A 17,452-nucleotide genomic window follows, 5' to 3' on the forward strand; every position below is an offset into this window, starting at 1 on the left:
ATTTTACATAAATCAGAACAGCTATCCATCACATACAATACGATTTCTAATCCTTAAATACAATCAGTTTTGAGAATATGTAGTTTAAAATTATTACAATTACCTGAACGACAATTTTTGATATTGAGCTGTCAAACACGAGAAGATCTATGAATGCATACATCAAAATCATATCCACAACACCGGAAAATATTCTGCCGCTGAAAAAGAGAGACATCTCCTTGAGGATATGCGGGCTTTTGCTTTCAAACACCCAAGTTCGATTGGTTATGTATGCAAAAAGTACTGATAAAAACCATGCTATAGCATTTGAAACCAGATAATTGATGCCTAAAATATTTGCAAAGAAAAAATAGCTTATGAGGTTAACAAAAAACGTGAAAGCTCCAAAAACCACATACAATATTAGTTCCCTATCAATTTTTATCCAATCACTTATCATTAATATTTGTCTCCTTAACTATGAAAATCGGACGATTCTTTGTTTCATTGTATGTGTTTTTCAGGTACTTGCCTAATATTCCGATTGAAATCAATTGTATACCTCCCAAAAGCAATATTGTACACATTGTTGTTGCAAAACCCTGAACAGGGTCTGAATATAGGAGATATTTTATTATAATAATCAGCAGGTAAATGAATGCAAGCACTGAAATTATGAATCCCAGGTATATTGATATTGTAAGAGGAAGTGTAGTAAATGAAGTAATGGCCTCAATGGAATACATAAACAGTTTCCAAACTGACCATGTTGTCTCTCCAGCAACCCTTTCAATGTTTTCATATTCTATCCACTTTGTTTCAAAGCCGATCCATTGAAAAATTCCTTTTGAAAACCTGTTGTATTCGCTCAACTGCAGTACTGCATCGGTGACCTGGCGTGTCATAACACGATAATCGGTTGCTCCAGGTATCAGTTTCATGCTGGAAATGGAATTAAATAGCCTATAAAAGAAACGGGACCCTAATGTTTTGAAAAAAGGTTCTCCCTTTTTTGAAACCCTTTTTGCTGCTGCAACATCATAACCTTCAGAAATTGCATCAATCATTTCAGGAATGAGGTATGGCGGGTGCTGAAGGTCGGCATCAATTAGACATATCAGATTGCCTGTGGCATTAACAAGACCTGCATAGATTGCAGATTCCTTTCCAAAATTTCTTGAAAATGAAATATACTTGACATTTGGATTTGAATTTGCTAAATTTCTTATTTTTTCTAAAGTACTATCTTCGGAACCGTCGTTTATAAATATGACTTCATAATTATAGTCTGCTAACGTCTTTTGAATTTCATCTAAAAAAAATTCGAGAGATTCCTCTTCATTATAACACGGTACAACTACACTCAATAAATTCATGTTAAAAATATATATCATTGTTGGTATATATAATTTTTAATTAATAATTATTTTTAACTATTTTTATTAATTTTTCATTCATGTATGCATGATTAATTCCATTTTAAAAGATGGCTCCTTACTTTTTTTAAATATGACCTATCAGATGAACAGACTATTAAGCAGCTTAATTTTATTAAATTACTTGAAAAATTAAAAAAATAGAAAAACGGAAAAAATGTTATGAAAACTGCAGATGGATATACAAAATCTTTCTGGAAATTCAAATAATAGTTAGAAACAAATACTGACTTAATTAAATCTCCAGAAGAAGACACGTTACTGACAACTGATTATTATTTTACATATCTTTCTTAGTTATTTATCTAAAAATGCATTAATCCTTGTATTAACATTTTCACGAATATTGTCCCAATATGCGGCATAATCATGCTCATGAAGACTTGCTGGTCCGAATATATTCTCTGTTTCAGGTGTGAAAGATTTTATATATCCTTCAGCTAAAGTAGTACAGACCACTACACCCCTTTCAAGGTCAATCTGTGCATCTGCAAGACCAGGCTTGTGAACTTTAAATTCGGATACTTCATCGCTTCCCGGCTCCATAATAGGAATACGGTCACCTATGTTTTCAGATGGAGGTGCATAAGTGTTATCTCTTTTCCAGTTCAAAGGATTGATTGAAATGGCATTTTCAAGAACGACACCATTTTTTTCGTTTTTATTTTCAGGCCCTTCTGTATTCCATGATACTATCACGCCAGTGTCGTCCGGGCCTTCGGCAAACTTCAAAGCGGAATTTGCTTTTAAATCATCTGGTGTGATAGAAAATCCAATCGCATAAGCTGCTACCATACGATTTAGATATTCGCTATGCTCTTTGAAATAGTCACGCAGCACAATCTTAATCATTAAAGATCCCTGAGAGTGTCCTGCAAGAATAAATGGACGTCCATTATTATAATACTCAAAAAAGTAGTCTAATGCAGCATAAAGGTCTGTCCTCTGTTCACGAGACTGAAACTCAATGATTTCATCATATGTCATTCCTGAAAATGCAGAAAGATTGCTTTGACGATAAAAAGGCTCATAAAGATTTGTCATTTCCTCAAAAAGTACAGGTATATCAAGATAAAAATCATTCACATTTGCACGAAGCATAGGGTCTTCGACAGGAACAATTTTTGGAGCATCAGGTTCAGGGTTGTTATACACAGTCGGATAAATAAAAAATGTATCTACATCTTGGTCTGTGTTTTCAGGCAGAATTGCCCAGTTGTTTTCATCAGAATAATCAGTAGGAACTCCTACTAAATTCGTAACTTTATAATTCTGTTTTTCATTTTGCATTTTTTTAAATACCTCCAATTATGTATTAATTATATTGCTTATATAATAATTAATTAATGTTTTTAATGAATGATTGGAGAATATTTCAATTAATAACATTTGCTTTAACAAAATAAAAGAGAAAGTATGTGCTTACATTCGAAAAACTTTATATGTTCCATTATTATATATAATATTAACTGAATGGCATTCAAAATGCATTTCGGGTTATTAATATTCAATGGTGATTCAAAATGGATGGAAAAAAATATTATTTATATAATAGTCTGGAAGATGTTTTAGAATGTAATGTTGATGTTGTAACAACAGGTTCTAATAATAAAGATTTTTTAGAGAATATTAGTAAAGATGTGGTGTTAATTTATGAAAAATAGAGATTCACATTATGTTCAAAGAATCATAGAATATTGTTTGAAAATAGAGGATATTTTAAATAGTATTGATTATGATTATGATGTTTTTATTACATGTGAGTTTATCAGTTAGCATCTAGTATGTGCATTGTTCAAATTGGTGAGAATGTTGCAGGTTGTCTGATGAGTTTAAAGAGAGGTATGATAATATTCCTTGGAGGGATATTAAGGGTATGAGAAATATTACTACTCATTAAGTATGATAATATGGATGTTGTTATTTTATGGAATGTTTTGGTTGATCGTATTCCTGAGTTGAAAAATAGTTTAATTGAGATTAAACAAAAGATGTAATAATAAGTATTTTTATGTGGAAGAAAATAATGCCAATAGCATAAAAATATGGTGTAAAAAGAAAAAAACAGGGTTTTACAGTTCTGAATATTTTACTAAAAAACATTCGTTTTAAACATTATTATGGGCCTGTGTTCTGGTTTTTTGTTAGCTATTATGGATAATACTATTACTATTATTAATAATAGTGTGCTAATAGCTATACTTGTTAAGTTGCTTACGAACATAATATTTTAAATAATATGGATTAAAGATATATTATATGTAAAAAAAATATAAAATTTAAGATGAAGTGATATTATCACCCATCTTTTTTATATTTTAAAATTTCTATGATTACAGTTATTATAGCTGTAATCATCATTACTACTTCGTTTAGAATATTTCTCTAAAAAACATTCGTTTTAAACTAAAACAATACTTGTTAATGAATCATGAACTACTTTTCCATAATCTCCTCCATTTACATCACTTTTAAGAGCAATTCCAACTAAATTGCTAATCCAATTGTATACCCCTAGGAACAAAAATAATGGGAATAAAATACTTCCTATTAAAATTAATTCTATAACTGTCATCACAGCTACTGAAGAAGCAAATAAAGCAAATTCACCCATAAAATCTATATTATGCCATTCATCATCAAATATGATATTATTATCCTCCGTTTTATTTTTTCTTATTAAAATACCATTTACTCACAATTACTGCTAAAACAACAAAAAATACCAATCTTAAGATTGAATAAACATCAAAGTTAAAAACAATATTTATTTGAAATATATTAATCAATAATAAAAATATCAACAATAAACTTCCAATAAATACAATTGCTCCTTTTTTTGTTTGAATATCAAGTGGAAAATAGATATTAATTTTATCTGGAAATAATGAGATAAATTGAAAAATAAAAGTCATCAAAACTAATAATACTTTAGTACAATAATGTAAATCTACACGATAAAATATTAAAAATACAATTAAAGCCAATATACTATCAAAAGATAAATATAAACCTGGATGATATCCAAAAACTATTTCATCATTTTTTTTACAACTTATGTCATTAAATGTATTGAATCTAAAAAATATTAAAATAAAAGGTATTGTAAACATTAAACCAAAACACATTCCTAGCAGTAGCTTATTAAGATAATAACCAAAAAAACTAAAAAAACTAAATATAAATGGCGCAAAAATAATAAAAACCCTTGCACCATCCTCATATGGCGAACCCGAATGAAACATTGAAAAATCTCTTAAATTTAATTTTCTTACAACAAATGGCACAGCACCAACTGCTCCAGTTCCTAACAATAAAACAATTGTAAAAATAATAATGAACATACTAAGATGAAAAATAGAAAATATATACAAAGGAGTTAGTGGTAGAAATGTATATAAAATAAAATACTCCCAACACTCCCTTTTGGAAAAATTTTTAAAATCATCATAAGTAAAAAATTTAAAATATTTTAAAATCATGAATTAACCTCAGTTTATAATATTTCTCTAAAAAAACATTCGTTTTAAACTATTCAACAATCTAGAAAAAGGATTAATGCTTTTTTTAGAATCAATATCATTTACACCATATTCATATTCCTCATTAATGTTATATAATGATTTGAATTGAGGATATTTATTAAGAAACAATTCAATTTCCCAATCTAAAGTTTCTTCAATATAATTGTGATTTCTTTGATATTCATCTCTAATAGCCACATGAGCATATTGTTTATTACTTAATGCAGATTTATCTTTAGCATTTTGAATCTGATCATAATAAAGAGTAGGATGATTAATATTCACTTCAAAGGGAATCCAATCATCTAAATTAATTAAATCATCTATAAATTCAGAGATTTTATCTTTATTAAGTTCATATTTTCTGCATTCCATTATTGAACAACTCATTTTATTTGAATAATAGCTGTTTTAGTTTGATAATTCATATATAATGTTTCATATTCAATATCATAAACTAAAATTTCTTCCATTAAATGTTTATTTCCATCAAAATTACGTAATGTTTCTTCAATAAAAGCTCCTTTAGTACCTTTTGGAGCTAATATAATTGTATGATATTCACCATGCTGTTTACGTTTAGAATATTTCTCTAAAAAAACATTCGTTTTAAACTTAAATATTGTGTTTTTTAATCAATTTTAAGTATTCAACATAACATCTGTAAAGTAGAAACTGGTCGGGATAATAATAAAGGATCATCAAATATTTTATCCCAATTTAATTCTTTTCTATCATAATATCCGCATGCTGAGCGATATAAATTTTTTATGAAATCAGGATCTTCTTCAAGAAGGACATCTAAACATATTAAAGTACTTTTTTTTCTTCTTCAGAGTATCCATCTATTAATAATTCCCTAACTCTTTTATCAAATTCTTCAAAAGTCATTGGATATTTTTCACTCATTATTTCATCTCCTTATCCCTCACATTTTCTGCAGTTGGATAATCAGAACTAACTTTGACTGCATTATAAAAGTCTAATTCAGATATATATTTACTTTCTTCACCAACATAGTTTAGAATATTTCTCTAAAAAACATTCGTTTTAAACGTTTTATAATGGAATAATAAATAATATTATTATTCAACACCTGCACGGTTGAATAATTGTGCAATATAATCATCCAAAGTTTTTTCTTTAACTTCTTTAGGGATATCTGGATCATCAAGAATTTTACAAGCTTCAGGCCATTCTGAATCTCCAAAGCTCATATTATTTACTTTTTCTTGATTATACCAATTCATTCTTCTTTTTTGTTGTAATAAATCAGTCATAATTTCACAACCATATCGTTTATAATATTTCTCTAAAAAACATTCGTTTTAAACAGCAAAAATCTTTCTTAAAGTTCTAGAAATGGAATTGCCATTTCTTTGATGTTTATTTTTATAATATCCATATTCAAATTCTTCATTAACTTTGAATAATGGTTTGAATTTAGGATATTTATTAAGAAATTCTTCAATTTCCCAATCATCAGTTTCTTCAATATATTCGTGATTTCTTTGGTATTCATCTCTAATAGCCACATGATCATATTGTTTTTTACTTAATGCAGATTTATCTTGAGCATTATGAATTTGATCATAATATAAAGTAGGATGACTAATCTCAATAACAAAAGGAATCCAATCATCTAAATTAATAAAATCATCGATGAAATCATTGATTTTATCTTTATTAAGTTCATATTTTCTACATTGCATATAAAACAACTCATTTTATGCGAATAACTGCAGTTTTAGTTAGATAATTCATATATAACGTTTCATATTTAATATAATAAACTAAAACTTCTTCCATTAAATGCTCATTTCCATCAAAGTTACGTAATGTTTCTTCTATAAATGCTCCGTTAGTACCTTTAGGAGTTAATAAAATTGTATGATATTCTCCATGCTGTTTACTTAACTCAGTTTATAATATTTCTCTAAAAAACATTCGTTTTAAACAACATTATTTCCCACTAATTGCTCTATTAAACTGAAACTTGTAGCAAAATTAAACTTCCAAACACTACTTGCATTACCCACATCCTCACAATCCATAATATGATTAGATTTTTAAGCAAAATATTATTTAATTTTATTTATTATTTTTTTTCTATTTTCCATAGCAGTTATATTATTTTCATCGATGTTTAAAACTTTATTTAATATCGATAATGCTTCATCATATTTTTTTAGTTTAATCAGAAGTATTGCTTTATTATTTAATGTTAATACATTGTTGGGATTAATATTTAATGAATTATCATAATAATTTAATGCTTCATCATATTTTTTCATATATTCTAATGATACCGCAATGTCATTAATAGTATTTGAATCATTTTCAAAATACAAAACATGTTTATAACATTCAAAAGCCCCTTCATAATCCTCTTTTTCCAATAAGATATCTCCTTTCATCTTAAAAATATCAGATTGATTAACACCAAATTTCATTGCCAAATTACAAAACATTAAAGAAATATTATTCGCACGATTATAAAATAAATTAGCTAAATTGTATAAAATATCTCCTATTTTAAAAAATAATAAATAAACTAATAATATAATCATTATAATAAAAATTAACCAATCATTATTAAAAAATGAAAGAAAACAATTTAACAACAAAACTAAGAAAGTAATGTAATTTACTAATTTATTATCAAAAAAGTACTGAATGATAATATAAACAAAAATTAATGTAAAAATTAATAAAATGATAATATATTCTAAAGAAAGACCTTTCGAACAATAGAAAAAAACTAAAAATATAATTGGAATAACATATAATTTATTAAAATCCATTAATTAACCCCCAATACAGTTTGATTTATAATCATACTATACTTATTTGTTTATAATATTTCTCTAAAAAACATTCGTTTTAAACATTACTTAATTTTTCTTTAAATATCTATTTAATGTATTTATTTTTCTTCTTTGAAAAATGTTTTGAGGACATGATTTTTTCATCAATTTTTTTGGCAGGTTTCCTCAAAAACATTAAAAAATACTATTGAAAATAGAAGTATTTTATCTATTTCTGAGGACATCCTTTTTTCCTAAAAAAATAGGATACATTTCCTCACCAATGCAAATAGAATCCCTTAAATTCGTCACCATTTAATAATACATCAACAATTTTTTTGCTCTGTTTTCTAATCAAATCACTGTAACTAATTATTTTTCCATCGTATGTGATTGTTGAGTAGATTTTTGAGAGAATCTTTTTAATTATTATTTTTCTTGCTTCAAGTTTTATGGTATTGTTTCTTTTGTCAATATCATTTAATGTTACCTGCTTTCGGTTAACCAAGCCGATTATTGTTTTATCCACTATTTGTTGTCTGAATGGTTCTATCAGGTCAAATGTCAGACTAGTTCTATTGTTCATGTCAAAATGCAGAAATCCGCAGTATGGATCAAGACCGTTTAATAATATGCTTTTTGTAATTTCTGATGCGAGTATTGCATAACCATAGTTAAGCATTGAATTGAGCAGATCTGTTGGCTTTTTTGTCCTTGAGCTGAAACCAATTTCTTTTGGTACAAAGTATTTAACTGCTGCCCAATATTCATTTGATGCTTTTCCTTCAAGTCCCATAATGGTCATTTTCAATAATTCATTATTTCCATTAATTGTCAAGTCGTCTAATTGTGAAATGTATTCATCTATTTTTAGGTGATGACTGTAAACTCTTTTTAGTTGCTTATTTTTGTTAAGCGTTGTCAATGTCGCTTTTTGATTTTTCATTTTTGATATTATAAGTTCCTTTGAAATTCTGATACCTATACTGTTTTCACTCAAATCATATTGTGCTTTTTTGAGTTTGACATTTGCTGCATCTGGCGATTCAAGAGTGTATGTAAGCTGTCCACGTGGATTAATAGCTATTAGTTTAATGTTATTTTCAGCCATTAAATTTAGTGCATCAAAGGTAACATAACCTTTTCCAATAATGGTAATGTCATTAATTTTACTGGCTTTGATTGAGTCTAATATTTCATCCTTTTCATGTAGGCAATCTGATTATCTTTTTTGTGAATTGATTTGTTATAGCCGTCTATTACTATTTTCATCTAATACACCCTGAAAAGCTCATCCCTAAACTTGATTTTTCTGCCGCATATTTCCTTTTTTGAATAGCAGCTCTGACATATGGGAATTATCAACACATTATCATATTCCCGAATGATTTTTGATATATTTTCACACAGGTCTTTACGCTCATCATTATTCAAATTTCCTGCATATAATGAACTTTGAATCTTTCTAAGTCCATAATGCTGGAAGATATTTTCAATATTTTCCCGATTGCTTTTGAATTTACAATCAAAACTGGCTAACATGTACATGAATTAACATATATTTTTCAATGTTTAAATTATTTAATTCTTCAAATAGAAAATAATAAATTACGTGTTCCAACGAAAAGAATTACTCAAGGCCGCAACAATTTTATAAGTCGGCATAATTTGATTAACTTAAACGGAATAAAAATTAGATAAACATTTTTTCTGAATAATAAAAGCATTGTATAAAAAATTAATGTGATGCACATCTGTTCCAATAAACTCAGCCGAAGCATCCGGAGCTGCAGAAACTGCTATTAATAATGCCGGTCAAAAATATGTTAAATTACTTGATGATTTAGGCTTTTTTGAGTATCTTGATGAACATCCTGATGCATGTGCAATATATTTTGCAGACATGTGTAGTGGATATATCTGGGGTGGGCCACGCTTTTGGGCATACATGGGTATGGAACGTGCTGCACATAGTATGGGACTGGATAAAGTATGCACAAATCCGGAATTATACAAATATATGTTAAATGAATTGACTAAAAGATCCATAAACATGGATTTAAATCAGATACAACAAGCTGGAGAAAATATTCTTATAACTATTGTAAACTGGTTTAGTTAAGCGAAAATACATTTTAATGTATTTTCAATTCTTTTTTTCGGGTTGCTTTTGAATTTTCAATCAAAAATAGTTATCATATATAATAATTGTTTTTTGCAAATAATAAACTATAAATACTATGTTTCTCTGAAAGCAATTTTTCATAGTCACTACAATTTTTTAAAGCCAATACAATTTAGTAAACTTTAAATACTATGATAAAAATAAGAATTAATAACAAACAGGTAAGTAGTGATGTCCTATCTGCAATCAGAAGACTGTGGATTGAATAATTAATTTTAAAAACAGTTGACCATAGTCATTATTGCAACTAATAACTACATCTAAACTAATCCATACGGGCTTTATCAATATTTTCCTGTTTAAGACACTTTACAGCAAAAATATGATTGAAGTTATGAAAATTCAGAATAATGATCTGATGTTATAAGTGTCTTGGCGTGTAAATAAGATGTAAACTGCAAAATTAAGCAATGAGACAGATAAATAAAGCATTAATTGCATCTTGAAAAAATGATTATTAAAAAGTACGAGCAGCAAAAATTAGCTAACTGAAAACCCAAGAGTACTTTGCAGATAATCATTTACAATTTTTTTCATCTATCCAGAATGGGGGGATAGAATGTTCAATTTAATCCAGAAGGAATTAGAAAAGCAGGATAATTATTCCAGGACCGAAAACTTTGCAATAGGATATAAGTCAACAGGTTCCGCATTAGTAGATATCAATTACAAAATAAGCAGCCTTCGCCAGAGGGATGAGGAAGAAATTATAAAGTTGTTCGACAAGGCATTTGAGGAGAACAGGGAATATGCATTGAAATGGCTGTTCTTTGCAAGAGACATCCGGGAAGGTGTTGGTGAAAGAAGACTATTTAGGATATGCTACAAAAGATTGCTGAAACTCGATGATGATGCATTTCAAAAAAATCTCGACAACATATCAGAATACGGAAGGTGGGATGACCTCATATCCCTGATTGGCATAAGCAGTAATGCCGATGAATATATTATCAGAATCATTAAAGAGCAGTTGGATGAGGATTTGGATAATTTCAACCACAATAAACCTATTTCACTGCTTGCAAAATGGCTTCCAAGCGAAAATGCAAGCAGCACAAGCACAAAAATAATGGCTAAAAGAATCATAAGATTATTGGGAATGACTCCGCGAAAATATCGTCTTATGCTATCTGACCTGCGTGCTTACTCAAATGTCGTGGAAGTTAAAATGTCCAGCAACGAATGGAATAACATTGATTATGAAAAGGTTCCGTCACTGGCAAATCTCAAATACAAGAATGCCTTCATGAGACATGATGAAAATCGAAGATTGGAATATCTGAAATCCGTTGAAAAGGGAGAAAGTAAAATCAACATGCACGTTGCAACTCCGGTAGATATTGTCTCAAGATATTCACTGGGATATCATGGCATCAGGGATTATGATGAAACATTGGAATTGGCATGGGACAATCTGAAGGACATAATGGTGGAGGATACACTGGTTGTTGCTGACGGAAGCGGAAGCATGACTATGCATGTCAGTGGAAATACCATGGCGCTTGATGTTGCAAACGCTCTGGCAGTTTATACCTCCGAACACAACAGTGGAGTATACAGAAACAAGTATATTACCTTTTCAAGCAAACCCCAATTCGTTGAATTTAAAGAATCAGACAGTTTGAAAACCAAACTTGAAATTGCCCTGAAACACGATGAAGTGGCCAATACCAATATCGAAGCTGTATTTGATCTTATACTGGCCATTGCAGTTGACAATGACATTCCTCAGGAGGAAATGATTAAAAACATTCTTATCATTTCCGATATGGAATTTGACATGGCACAAGGAGGATGGTTTGGTGAAGATAACACTTTGACAAGACCATTATTTGAAGTTATTGAAAAAAGATATAAAGATGCCGGTTACTCTTTGCCGAAACTGATATTCTGGAATGTGAACTCCCGCACACAAACAATACCCTTGACAGAAAATGAATTGGGTGTTGCACTGGTATCGGGATTCGGTCAAAACGTGCTGAAAATGGTAATGAGTAGCAAATACGATCCTTATGAAGTTTTAGTTGAAACCATTACTGGTCCAAGATATGCCCAGATAAAATGCTAAAACTTCCAGATTATTTTTTTAATATCCTATGTGGATGCAGATATGAATTAATCAAATTCAAACCTTAAAAAGAATAACAGTAAATTAAAAAGAATAAATCAATAACATGATGGAGGATTAAGATGTCACGACAGGTCAATTTGGAAATGAGTCATTATACATATCAGGAATTGTGTGATGCTGTAGAAAGAGCTGCAGAACATTCAAAAAGTTTTGATGACATACGTGATTTGGTTCATCTTGTTGATTTCCTTGAAGAAGAGCATGAAAGAGACGATAGAAAACAGAATTTGGATTATCAAACATGGAAACTGCATGAAGAACTGTTTAGAAACAAGGAAATATATCATCATCAATATTTTTATAATGTTTCAAGGGTATTTGAGGATTATGAAGATCGGGAATTATTGAAATGGAATATTTCAGAACAAGACAAATTTCATTTGATTTGCGAGTTGATTGATGTGTTCGAAAAAGAAGATTTAGTGGATAGTTAACTATAACTATTAAAAATACTATTCTTTATAAATAACTAGTATGTTTAAACATAATAGTGTTTATATATAACTAGTAATATAAATAATATTAGTTATAATGAGGAGGTCAAGCAATGAATGATTTACAAAAAACATATATTAGAAATCAGATTTTAACAATGCCTATGAAAGTAAATCAGGAGTTATCATATAAAGATGAAAAATTTAATAGACGTTCTGATTATTATAATATTATTGATTATATTGATAAGTTTCTAAAAGGAGAAAGCATTAACAGGTTTCTTGTTTTGCCTGGATTGCGTGATGTTGGAAAAACAACCATACTGTTTCAGGTATATGAATATCTTCTAAAAGAAAAAAACATTAACCAGCAGAATATACTTTATTTTTCCTGTGATCGGTTAAGAAGAACTGGAGAGGCAGATATTTTTGATGTGGTTAATTATTATTGCGAAACATTCCATAATTCAATAATTGAAACATTAACCCAACCGGTTTTTATACTAATTGATGAAGCTCAGTATGATAAGCAGTGGGCTTTGAATGGAAAGATAATATTTGATGCTTCTAAAAATATTTTCATGATTTTCAGCGGTTCATCTGCATTAAAACTTTCCAATAATCCTGATGCTGCAAGAAGATTATTAAATATTCCCATTTATCCGTTAACATATTCACAACATTTGAAATTAAAATATGGGGATTATAAAAATAATATTTCAGATTCAATAATACAAATGATTTTTGAGGGTGAAACACACAACAGCACTGAAGTAGAAAGAAGAATCATGAAGATTTATTCAAATTTCCGAAACTATGACATATCCGAATGGAGGACATTCCTACAATTTGGAGGTTTTCCATCTTCATTTTATCAAAATACTGATGATATAACTAAAAAAATTGTTAATATGATAGAAAAAGTTGTAATGACAGATATGAACAATATTGAAGGTATAAACACGGATACACAGAATCTTGCTTTTCAAATTTTAAATTATTTCGCTTTTCAAAATCCAGGTGAGGTCTCAATAGGTTCCCTTTCAAATTTGTTTGATGCAAAAAAGCCACTAGTCACCAAAGTAATAAATATTCTTGAAAAAACACAGCTGATATTTCATATTGAAGCATTTACATCATCAGTAAAGCGAACAACAAAACCTAATGAATATTTTTTTGCAACATCCAGTTTAAAACACATTCTTTCTCTGGATGTTGGCAATGCGATACTTGAAGACGAAACAGCATATTTCGGAAAGCTTTTGGAAAATTATGTGGCTTCAAGTTTTCATAATCTGGATAATAAAAGCAAAATATCATATAAAATATATTATGATGACAGCAAGAAGAAAAGCAGTGATAAGAACGTAGATTTTATAGTTCAGAGAGGATTGGAAAAACCTGTTCCAATTGAGGTGAGCTGCGGAGATAAAGATAAAAGTCAAATTAAACATGCCATTAACAGATATAAATCAACTCATGGAATAATTATTTCTAAAACTACTATAAATATTGTAAAAAAGGACAATATTATTTATCTTCCTCCTGAAATCTTTGCTTTCATGTAAATTCTGATTATATAAGTTTACTTGCAAATTATAACAATATTCATGCACTGTTTTGACTTGAAGGGTTTAGATTGAATATTTTCATATCTGATCTGTTCAAACTTAAACAAATAAGACAAGAGTGAATAAATCTTAAATATAGGTCTTGAATTTAAATAAACCTTTCAAAATTCCTTTAGATAACCTATATTCCCTTTCAGAACCATTGTTGGAAAAATGGTTAAAATCTATTTATAAAGAAAAAATGGTCTTTGTAATGGTAAAAAAAGTTAAAAGATTGTTGATATAAATCAACAATATATTTAGTTTATTTTTCTTTTCCTAAGTAATTCAATACATCAGGAACGATTTCTGCTAATGAACCGAAGTTCATGGAATCAGCAGTACCTAATAATGCGGCAGGGTTTAAAGCATCGTCCATTTTGTCGATACCTTCGTTTTCCATTAATGAATTAACTTGGGTTAATGATTCAAGAGCCATCATTTGTGCAAATCCCGCAGGTGCACCTAAGATTTGGGTAACGGTGTCTCTGTAAGCTAAGATACCTGCATAAGTGATAGCGGTTACAGCTGAACACATGTCACATACAGGACCAACCATGTTTGCTGGTAAGGTGAATGCAGATCCCCTTGCTTTTTGTCCTAAGTCCATTAAAGTGTCGATGGAAGCCTGATCTGCGAAACCTTCAGCAATGTAGACTTGTCCTTTCATTTCAGGTACAGCACCTGGGTGGTAGGAAGCCACGTTAACGTTTGTTCCGAGGTCTTCGAAGATTTTGTTTAATCCTGTAGTAGGAATTGTACATGCGTGAGTTACTATTGCGCCTTCTTTGATATCATCAGCGAAGTTTTTGATGATGTCTGGCTGCATACCGCCTTCAGGTAACCAGGTCATAACCCAGTCAGCGTCAGCTACTGCTTCGGAATCATCAGTGGTAACTTTTATTCCTAAGTCTTCCGGGTGGGTGAAGTGAATTGCACCTTTAGCTGGTTTTGGTACGGTTTCAGCCAATTGGCCAACTTTTTCTCTGATTGCAGGCATTACTTCTTCAGGGGTACCTGCTTTGTGAGCTGCCATAACTTCTGCATAATCGAAGTCATCCACCACTACAAAGTCACCGTCAAATACCGGATCAGATACGACTACTTCGTCTACTCCTGCTAATTCCAATAATTCTGCACCCATTTCAATGGTTGAGTGAGTCATTGAGATGTTTTCTTTTCCGGTTGCTTCAGCAACTTCACAGGCTCTTGAGAAGTTGGTAATTCCACTTGCAGCGTGAGTTCTGTAACATCCTGCACCTAAAATTGCCACTTTAATTCCTTTATTTTCAGCTTTTTCTTCTATTTTTTCTTCAATTTTTTCATCTACGCTTTTTGCTATCTTTTCTTTATCATTTGCAAAAATTGCTTTTAATTTTTCAAAAACCATTTTTTTAACTCCATTTATTTAATTGACTTTTCTCATTAATGAAAAAGTTTTACTAAATACTCATATCAAATAGTATTAATAATTTTATATTTATTATGATATGTAGTAATATATTTAATTTAATTAGTAATATTATATAAATTTTTAGTTAAAATGCAAGTTTGATTGAAAATTTATATGCCTTAAATTAAAATGGAAGCATTTTCAAAATTTACAATTATAATTCAGGTTAAAAAATTTTAATTTTTTCAAGAATTTTCACCGAAATTTCAAAATCATGAGAAATTACCTTTTTGATACCGTCTGATGTATATGTGCTGGTTTACTTACAACATCCTCCCCGAAAGTTCCAAATTATCCAAATTTTATATATAAAAGAAACGTATATTTTATGTAATAATATACGTTAAAAAAGAAAAGATACGAAGTCTTTATATACTAAAAAATTCAATACTATAACAAGGGTTTGAGTAAAATATAGTGAAGGTGAAAAAGCTTATGATAGCTACCGATGAGTTAAATGAGTACTTAGAAGAATATTTGGAAGAAAAACAAGAAGTAAAGAACTTAACTCAAGAAACTATAAAAAAACAGACATTTAATATTTCAAAATTTATAAATTTTTTAGAAGATAAAGGTGTTGAGGAACTTACAGACTCCAATGTAAAAAAACAGCTTCGTCAATATCGTAGGCATTGTCTTAAAAAAAGAGAAAACAAAAGGACCACTGTCAAAACATATATGATGAACATTTTGGAATTCATCAACTCAGAAGAGGTTCAGGAAGAAATCCAGCATGAAACAATAAAAATGAAGGATATAATAGAGGTCAAGGCTGAAGATCCTGAAACTGCCAAAAAAAGAATAGAAAAAATCAGTCTTACACGTCCGCAAAGTAACTATTTACTTCAAACTATTGAAATGGAAGGAAATAAAAGAGATTATGCGATTTGCGCTACATTTCTTGACTCTGGAATCAGGCTGAAGGAACTGGTACTTTTAAACAAGGATGATATTCAGGTTCCAATTAATGACAAGGGTTTTTATGAGCTTCCTTCAGACACCAATGAATTCATTGAAGTTTATTTGCGGGCAGAAACCACAAAGGGTGAATTAAAAGACCGTACAACATTCATAACCTATGATACATTGCGCAGTTTGAATGAAATGATAACAGAAAGAATTACTAAACTTAGAAAGAACACAAATAATGTCTATAGGCCAGTAATTCAAAGAAAAAAGGCTGCTGAAGAGGCTACGCGTGAAGAACTATTCCTGAATCAGAAAGGAAAACGTATCGGCAAGCGTGCAGTCCAGGACATTATCAAAAAGTATGCCAGATTGACTGATCAAAGAATTTCTGATGAAAACATTGAATGTCCTGTAGATTATTCAAAAAATGTTAGTGTCCACATTCTAAGGCACACTGCTCTTTCTCATTATGCCGAAATTTTGACTGTAGCTGAAGTTCAGACAATTGCTGGCCATTCCAATTCACAGACTACAGATAAATATATTCATGTTGATCGTGAGCAAATGAAACAAAAATTAAAAGTTAATAATATGCTCTTCAGGCATTAAATTTATTAATTTTTAATTTTAAATATTATATTATCACTTAATTTTTATTAAATTTCATATTTTTTAATAAAAAATACTAAAAATTTGAGAAAATAGCGTTTTTCAATAGCTTGATATATATGGAGTTAATGATTTATAGCATTTTCTCAGTATTATTTGAGTATAAGTGGTAAAATATATATTTTATATAGTTTCTGTAAATACAGAAGTATATAATTATAGATAAATTAGTATAATACATAAATACAGAAATATATATTAATACTACTAATATATATTTACTAATAATACTTACAATACTAATTATACAATTAATAGATAAATATCTATTATAACTATTATATCTATTATATCTATTACAACCACAATATC

General features: G+C 29.3%; 20 protein-coding genes. 8 read left to right on the top strand and 12 right to left on the bottom strand.

Going from position 1 to position 17,452, the window contains the following annotated elements; genetic code table 11:
- Positions 1 to 46: 46 nt before the first annotated feature.
- The 3 genes from SM9_RS05525 to SM9_RS05535 all read right to left on the bottom strand — a co-directional run bounded on the left by SM9_RS05525 (position 47) and on the right by SM9_RS05535 (position 2,708).
- Positions 47 to 442 (bottom strand): GtrA family protein, encoded by a 396-nt coding sequence (locus SM9_RS05525; RefSeq protein WP_058739188.1) that lies wholly within the window; start codon positions 440 to 442, stop codon positions 47 to 49.
- On the bottom strand, positions 432 to 1,358 hold the full coding sequence (locus SM9_RS05530; RefSeq protein WP_058739189.1) for a glycosyltransferase family 2 protein: 927 nt from the start codon (positions 1,356 to 1,358) through the stop codon (positions 432 to 434). The genes SM9_RS05525 and SM9_RS05530 overlap by 11 nt, the downstream gene beginning before the upstream one ends.
- Before the next feature lie 357 nt (positions 1,359 to 1,715).
- Positions 1,716 to 2,708: a DUF3089 domain-containing protein gene (locus SM9_RS05535; RefSeq protein ID WP_058739190.1), complete on the bottom strand. Its 993-nt coding sequence runs from the start codon at positions 2,706 to 2,708 to the stop codon at positions 1,716 to 1,718.
- A gap of 233 nt (positions 2,709 to 2,941) precedes the next feature.
- Between SM9_RS05535 and SM9_RS11960 the strand changes: the two genes are divergently transcribed.
- The 3 genes from SM9_RS11960 to SM9_RS12575 are packed head-to-tail and all read left to right on the top strand — an operon-like array spanning position 2,942 to position 3,318.
- Entirely contained in the window at positions 2,942 to 3,082 is a 141-nt protein-coding gene (locus tag SM9_RS11960) for a hypothetical protein (protein ID WP_157064669.1), read from the top strand.
- Positions 3,072 to 3,194 carry a hypothetical protein gene (locus SM9_RS12485; protein WP_269744800.1) on the top strand — a complete coding sequence of 41 codons (123 nt, stop codon included), beginning with the start codon at positions 3,072 to 3,074 and terminating at the stop codon, positions 3,192 to 3,194. Before SM9_RS11960 ends, SM9_RS12485 begins: the two co-directional genes overlap by 11 nt.
- 43 nt (positions 3,195 to 3,237) lie before the next feature.
- Complete coding sequence (locus tag SM9_RS12575) at positions 3,238 to 3,318, top strand: HepT-like ribonuclease domain-containing protein (protein ID WP_394326121.1); 81 nt, start codon at positions 3,238 to 3,240, stop codon at positions 3,316 to 3,318.
- A gap of 501 nt (positions 3,319 to 3,819) precedes the next feature.
- Here SM9_RS12575 and SM9_RS05540 read toward each other — a convergent pair.
- The 8 genes from SM9_RS05540 to cas2 all read right to left on the bottom strand — a co-directional run bounded on the left by SM9_RS05540 (position 3,820) and on the right by cas2 (position 9,297).
- Positions 3,820 to 4,032 (bottom strand): hypothetical protein, encoded by a 213-nt coding sequence (locus SM9_RS05540; protein WP_058739191.1) that lies wholly within the window; start codon positions 4,030 to 4,032, stop codon positions 3,820 to 3,822.
- A gap of 52 nt (positions 4,033 to 4,084) precedes the next feature.
- Positions 4,085 to 4,900, bottom strand: a complete 816-nt coding sequence (locus SM9_RS05545; RefSeq protein WP_058739192.1) for a hypothetical protein — start codon at positions 4,898 to 4,900, stop codon at positions 4,085 to 4,087.
- A gap of 27 nt (positions 4,901 to 4,927) precedes the next feature.
- Positions 4,928 to 5,332, bottom strand: coding sequence for a hypothetical protein (locus SM9_RS05550; RefSeq protein ID WP_157064670.1), 405 nt, complete (start codon positions 5,330 to 5,332; stop codon positions 4,928 to 4,930).
- 695 nt (positions 5,333 to 6,027) lie between these two features.
- Positions 6,028 to 6,222: a hypothetical protein gene (locus tag SM9_RS05555; protein WP_058739194.1), complete on the bottom strand. Its 195-nt coding sequence runs from the start codon at positions 6,220 to 6,222 to the stop codon at positions 6,028 to 6,030.
- Between the two features lie 48 nt (positions 6,223 to 6,270).
- Positions 6,271 to 6,654: a hypothetical protein gene (locus SM9_RS05560; protein ID WP_058739195.1), complete on the bottom strand. Its 384-nt coding sequence runs from the start codon at positions 6,652 to 6,654 to the stop codon at positions 6,271 to 6,273.
- Positions 6,655 to 7,023: 369 nt separating this feature from the next.
- A complete protein-coding gene (locus SM9_RS05565) occupies positions 7,024 to 7,746 on the bottom strand; it encodes a tetratricopeptide repeat protein (RefSeq protein WP_058739196.1) in 723 nt (240 codons plus the stop codon).
- A 280-nt stretch (positions 7,747 to 8,026) separates the two neighbouring features.
- Positions 8,027 to 8,944: a CRISPR-associated endonuclease Cas1 gene (gene cas1, locus SM9_RS05570; RefSeq protein WP_083495845.1), complete on the bottom strand. Its 918-nt coding sequence runs from the start codon at positions 8,942 to 8,944 to the stop codon at positions 8,027 to 8,029.
- 77 nt (positions 8,945 to 9,021) lie between these two features.
- Positions 9,022 to 9,297, bottom strand: coding sequence for a CRISPR-associated endonuclease Cas2 (gene cas2 / locus SM9_RS05575; protein ID WP_058739197.1), 276 nt, complete (start codon positions 9,295 to 9,297; stop codon positions 9,022 to 9,024).
- Between the two features lie 400 nt (positions 9,298 to 9,697).
- On the opposite strand from cas2, the gene SM9_RS11965 reads away from it, so the two are divergent.
- The 4 genes from SM9_RS11965 (at position 9,698) to SM9_RS05590 (ending at position 14,067) form a co-directional block, all read left to right on the top strand.
- Complete coding sequence (locus tag SM9_RS11965; RefSeq protein WP_232299191.1) at positions 9,698 to 9,871, top strand: hypothetical protein; 174 nt, start codon at positions 9,698 to 9,700, stop codon at positions 9,869 to 9,871.
- Between the two features lie 622 nt (positions 9,872 to 10,493).
- Positions 10,494 to 12,002 carry a DUF2828 family protein gene (locus SM9_RS05580; RefSeq protein WP_058739198.1) on the top strand — a complete coding sequence of 503 codons (1,509 nt, stop codon included), beginning with the start codon at positions 10,494 to 10,496 and terminating at the stop codon, positions 12,000 to 12,002.
- Between the two features lie 122 nt (positions 12,003 to 12,124).
- Positions 12,125 to 12,499 carry a hypothetical protein gene (locus SM9_RS05585; protein WP_058739199.1) on the top strand — a complete coding sequence of 125 codons (375 nt, stop codon included), beginning with the start codon at positions 12,125 to 12,127 and terminating at the stop codon, positions 12,497 to 12,499.
- Between the two features lie 113 nt (positions 12,500 to 12,612).
- Positions 12,613 to 14,067 (top strand): ATP-binding protein, encoded by a 1,455-nt coding sequence (locus SM9_RS05590; RefSeq protein WP_058739200.1) that lies wholly within the window; start codon positions 12,613 to 12,615, stop codon positions 14,065 to 14,067.
- A gap of 307 nt (positions 14,068 to 14,374) precedes the next feature.
- Here the strand turns inward: SM9_RS05590 and hmd are convergent, their stop codons facing one another.
- Positions 14,375 to 15,388 carry a 5,10-methenyltetrahydromethanopterin hydrogenase gene (gene hmd, locus SM9_RS05595; RefSeq protein WP_058740316.1) on the bottom strand — a complete coding sequence of 338 codons (1,014 nt, stop codon included), beginning with the start codon at positions 15,386 to 15,388 and terminating at the stop codon, positions 14,375 to 14,377.
- Positions 15,389 to 15,997: 609 nt separating this feature from the next.
- On the opposite strand from hmd, the gene SM9_RS05600 reads away from it, so the two are divergent.
- Positions 15,998 to 17,080, top strand: coding sequence for a tyrosine-type recombinase/integrase (locus SM9_RS05600; protein WP_058739201.1), 1,083 nt, complete (start codon positions 15,998 to 16,000; stop codon positions 17,078 to 17,080).
- Positions 17,081 to 17,452 lie beyond the last annotated feature (372 nt).

The organism is Methanobrevibacter millerae (assembly GCF_001477655.1).
GTDB classification, from domain to species: Archaea; Methanobacteriota; Methanobacteria; order Methanobacteriales; family Methanobacteriaceae; genus Methanocatella; species Methanocatella millerae_A.

Excerpts from the sequence above, each read along its gene's own strand:
- SM9_RS05525 (WP_058739188.1), bottom strand. The coding sequence starts at position 442 with ATGATAAGTGATTGGATAAAAATTGATAGGGAACTAATATTGTATGTG.
- SM9_RS05530 (WP_058739189.1), bottom strand. The coding sequence starts at position 1,358 with ATGAATTTATTGAGTGTAGTTGTACCGTGTTATAATGAAGAGGAATCT.
- SM9_RS05535 (WP_058739190.1), bottom strand. The coding sequence starts at position 2,708 with ATGCAAAATGAAAAACAGAATTATAAAGTTACGAATTTAGTAGGAGTT.
- SM9_RS11960 (WP_157064669.1), top strand. The coding sequence starts at position 2,942 with ATGGATGGAAAAAAATATTATTTATATAATAGTCTGGAAGATGTTTTA.
- SM9_RS12485 (WP_269744800.1), top strand. The coding sequence starts at position 3,072 with ATGAAAAATAGAGATTCACATTATGTTCAAAGAATCATAGAATATTGT.
- SM9_RS05540 (WP_058739191.1), bottom strand. The coding sequence starts at position 4,032 with ATGGGTGAATTTGCTTTATTTGCTTCTTCAGTAGCTGTGATGACAGTT.
- SM9_RS05545 (WP_058739192.1), bottom strand. The coding sequence starts at position 4,900 with ATGATTTTAAAATATTTTAAATTTTTTACTTATGATGATTTTAAAAAT.
- SM9_RS05550 (WP_157064670.1), bottom strand. The coding sequence starts at position 5,332 with ATGAGTTGTTCAATAATGGAATGCAGAAAATATGAACTTAATAAAGAT.
- SM9_RS05555 (WP_058739194.1), bottom strand. The coding sequence starts at position 6,222 with ATGACTGATTTATTACAACAAAAAAGAAGAATGAATTGGTATAATCAA.
- SM9_RS05560 (WP_058739195.1), bottom strand. The coding sequence starts at position 6,654 with ATGCAATGTAGAAAATATGAACTTAATAAAGATAAAATCAATGATTTC.
- SM9_RS05565 (WP_058739196.1), bottom strand. The coding sequence starts at position 7,746 with ATGGATTTTAATAAATTATATGTTATTCCAATTATATTTTTAGTTTTT.
- cas2 (WP_058739197.1), bottom strand. The coding sequence starts at position 9,297 with ATGTACATGTTAGCCAGTTTTGATTGTAAATTCAAAAGCAATCGGGAA.
- SM9_RS11965 (WP_232299191.1), top strand. The coding sequence starts at position 9,698 with ATGGGTATGGAACGTGCTGCACATAGTATGGGACTGGATAAAGTATGC.
- SM9_RS05580 (WP_058739198.1), top strand. The coding sequence starts at position 10,494 with ATGTTCAATTTAATCCAGAAGGAATTAGAAAAGCAGGATAATTATTCC.
- SM9_RS05585 (WP_058739199.1), top strand. The coding sequence starts at position 12,125 with ATGTCACGACAGGTCAATTTGGAAATGAGTCATTATACATATCAGGAA.
- SM9_RS05590 (WP_058739200.1), top strand. The coding sequence starts at position 12,613 with ATGAATGATTTACAAAAAACATATATTAGAAATCAGATTTTAACAATG.
- SM9_RS05600 (WP_058739201.1), top strand. The coding sequence starts at position 15,998 with ATGATAGCTACCGATGAGTTAAATGAGTACTTAGAAGAATATTTGGAA.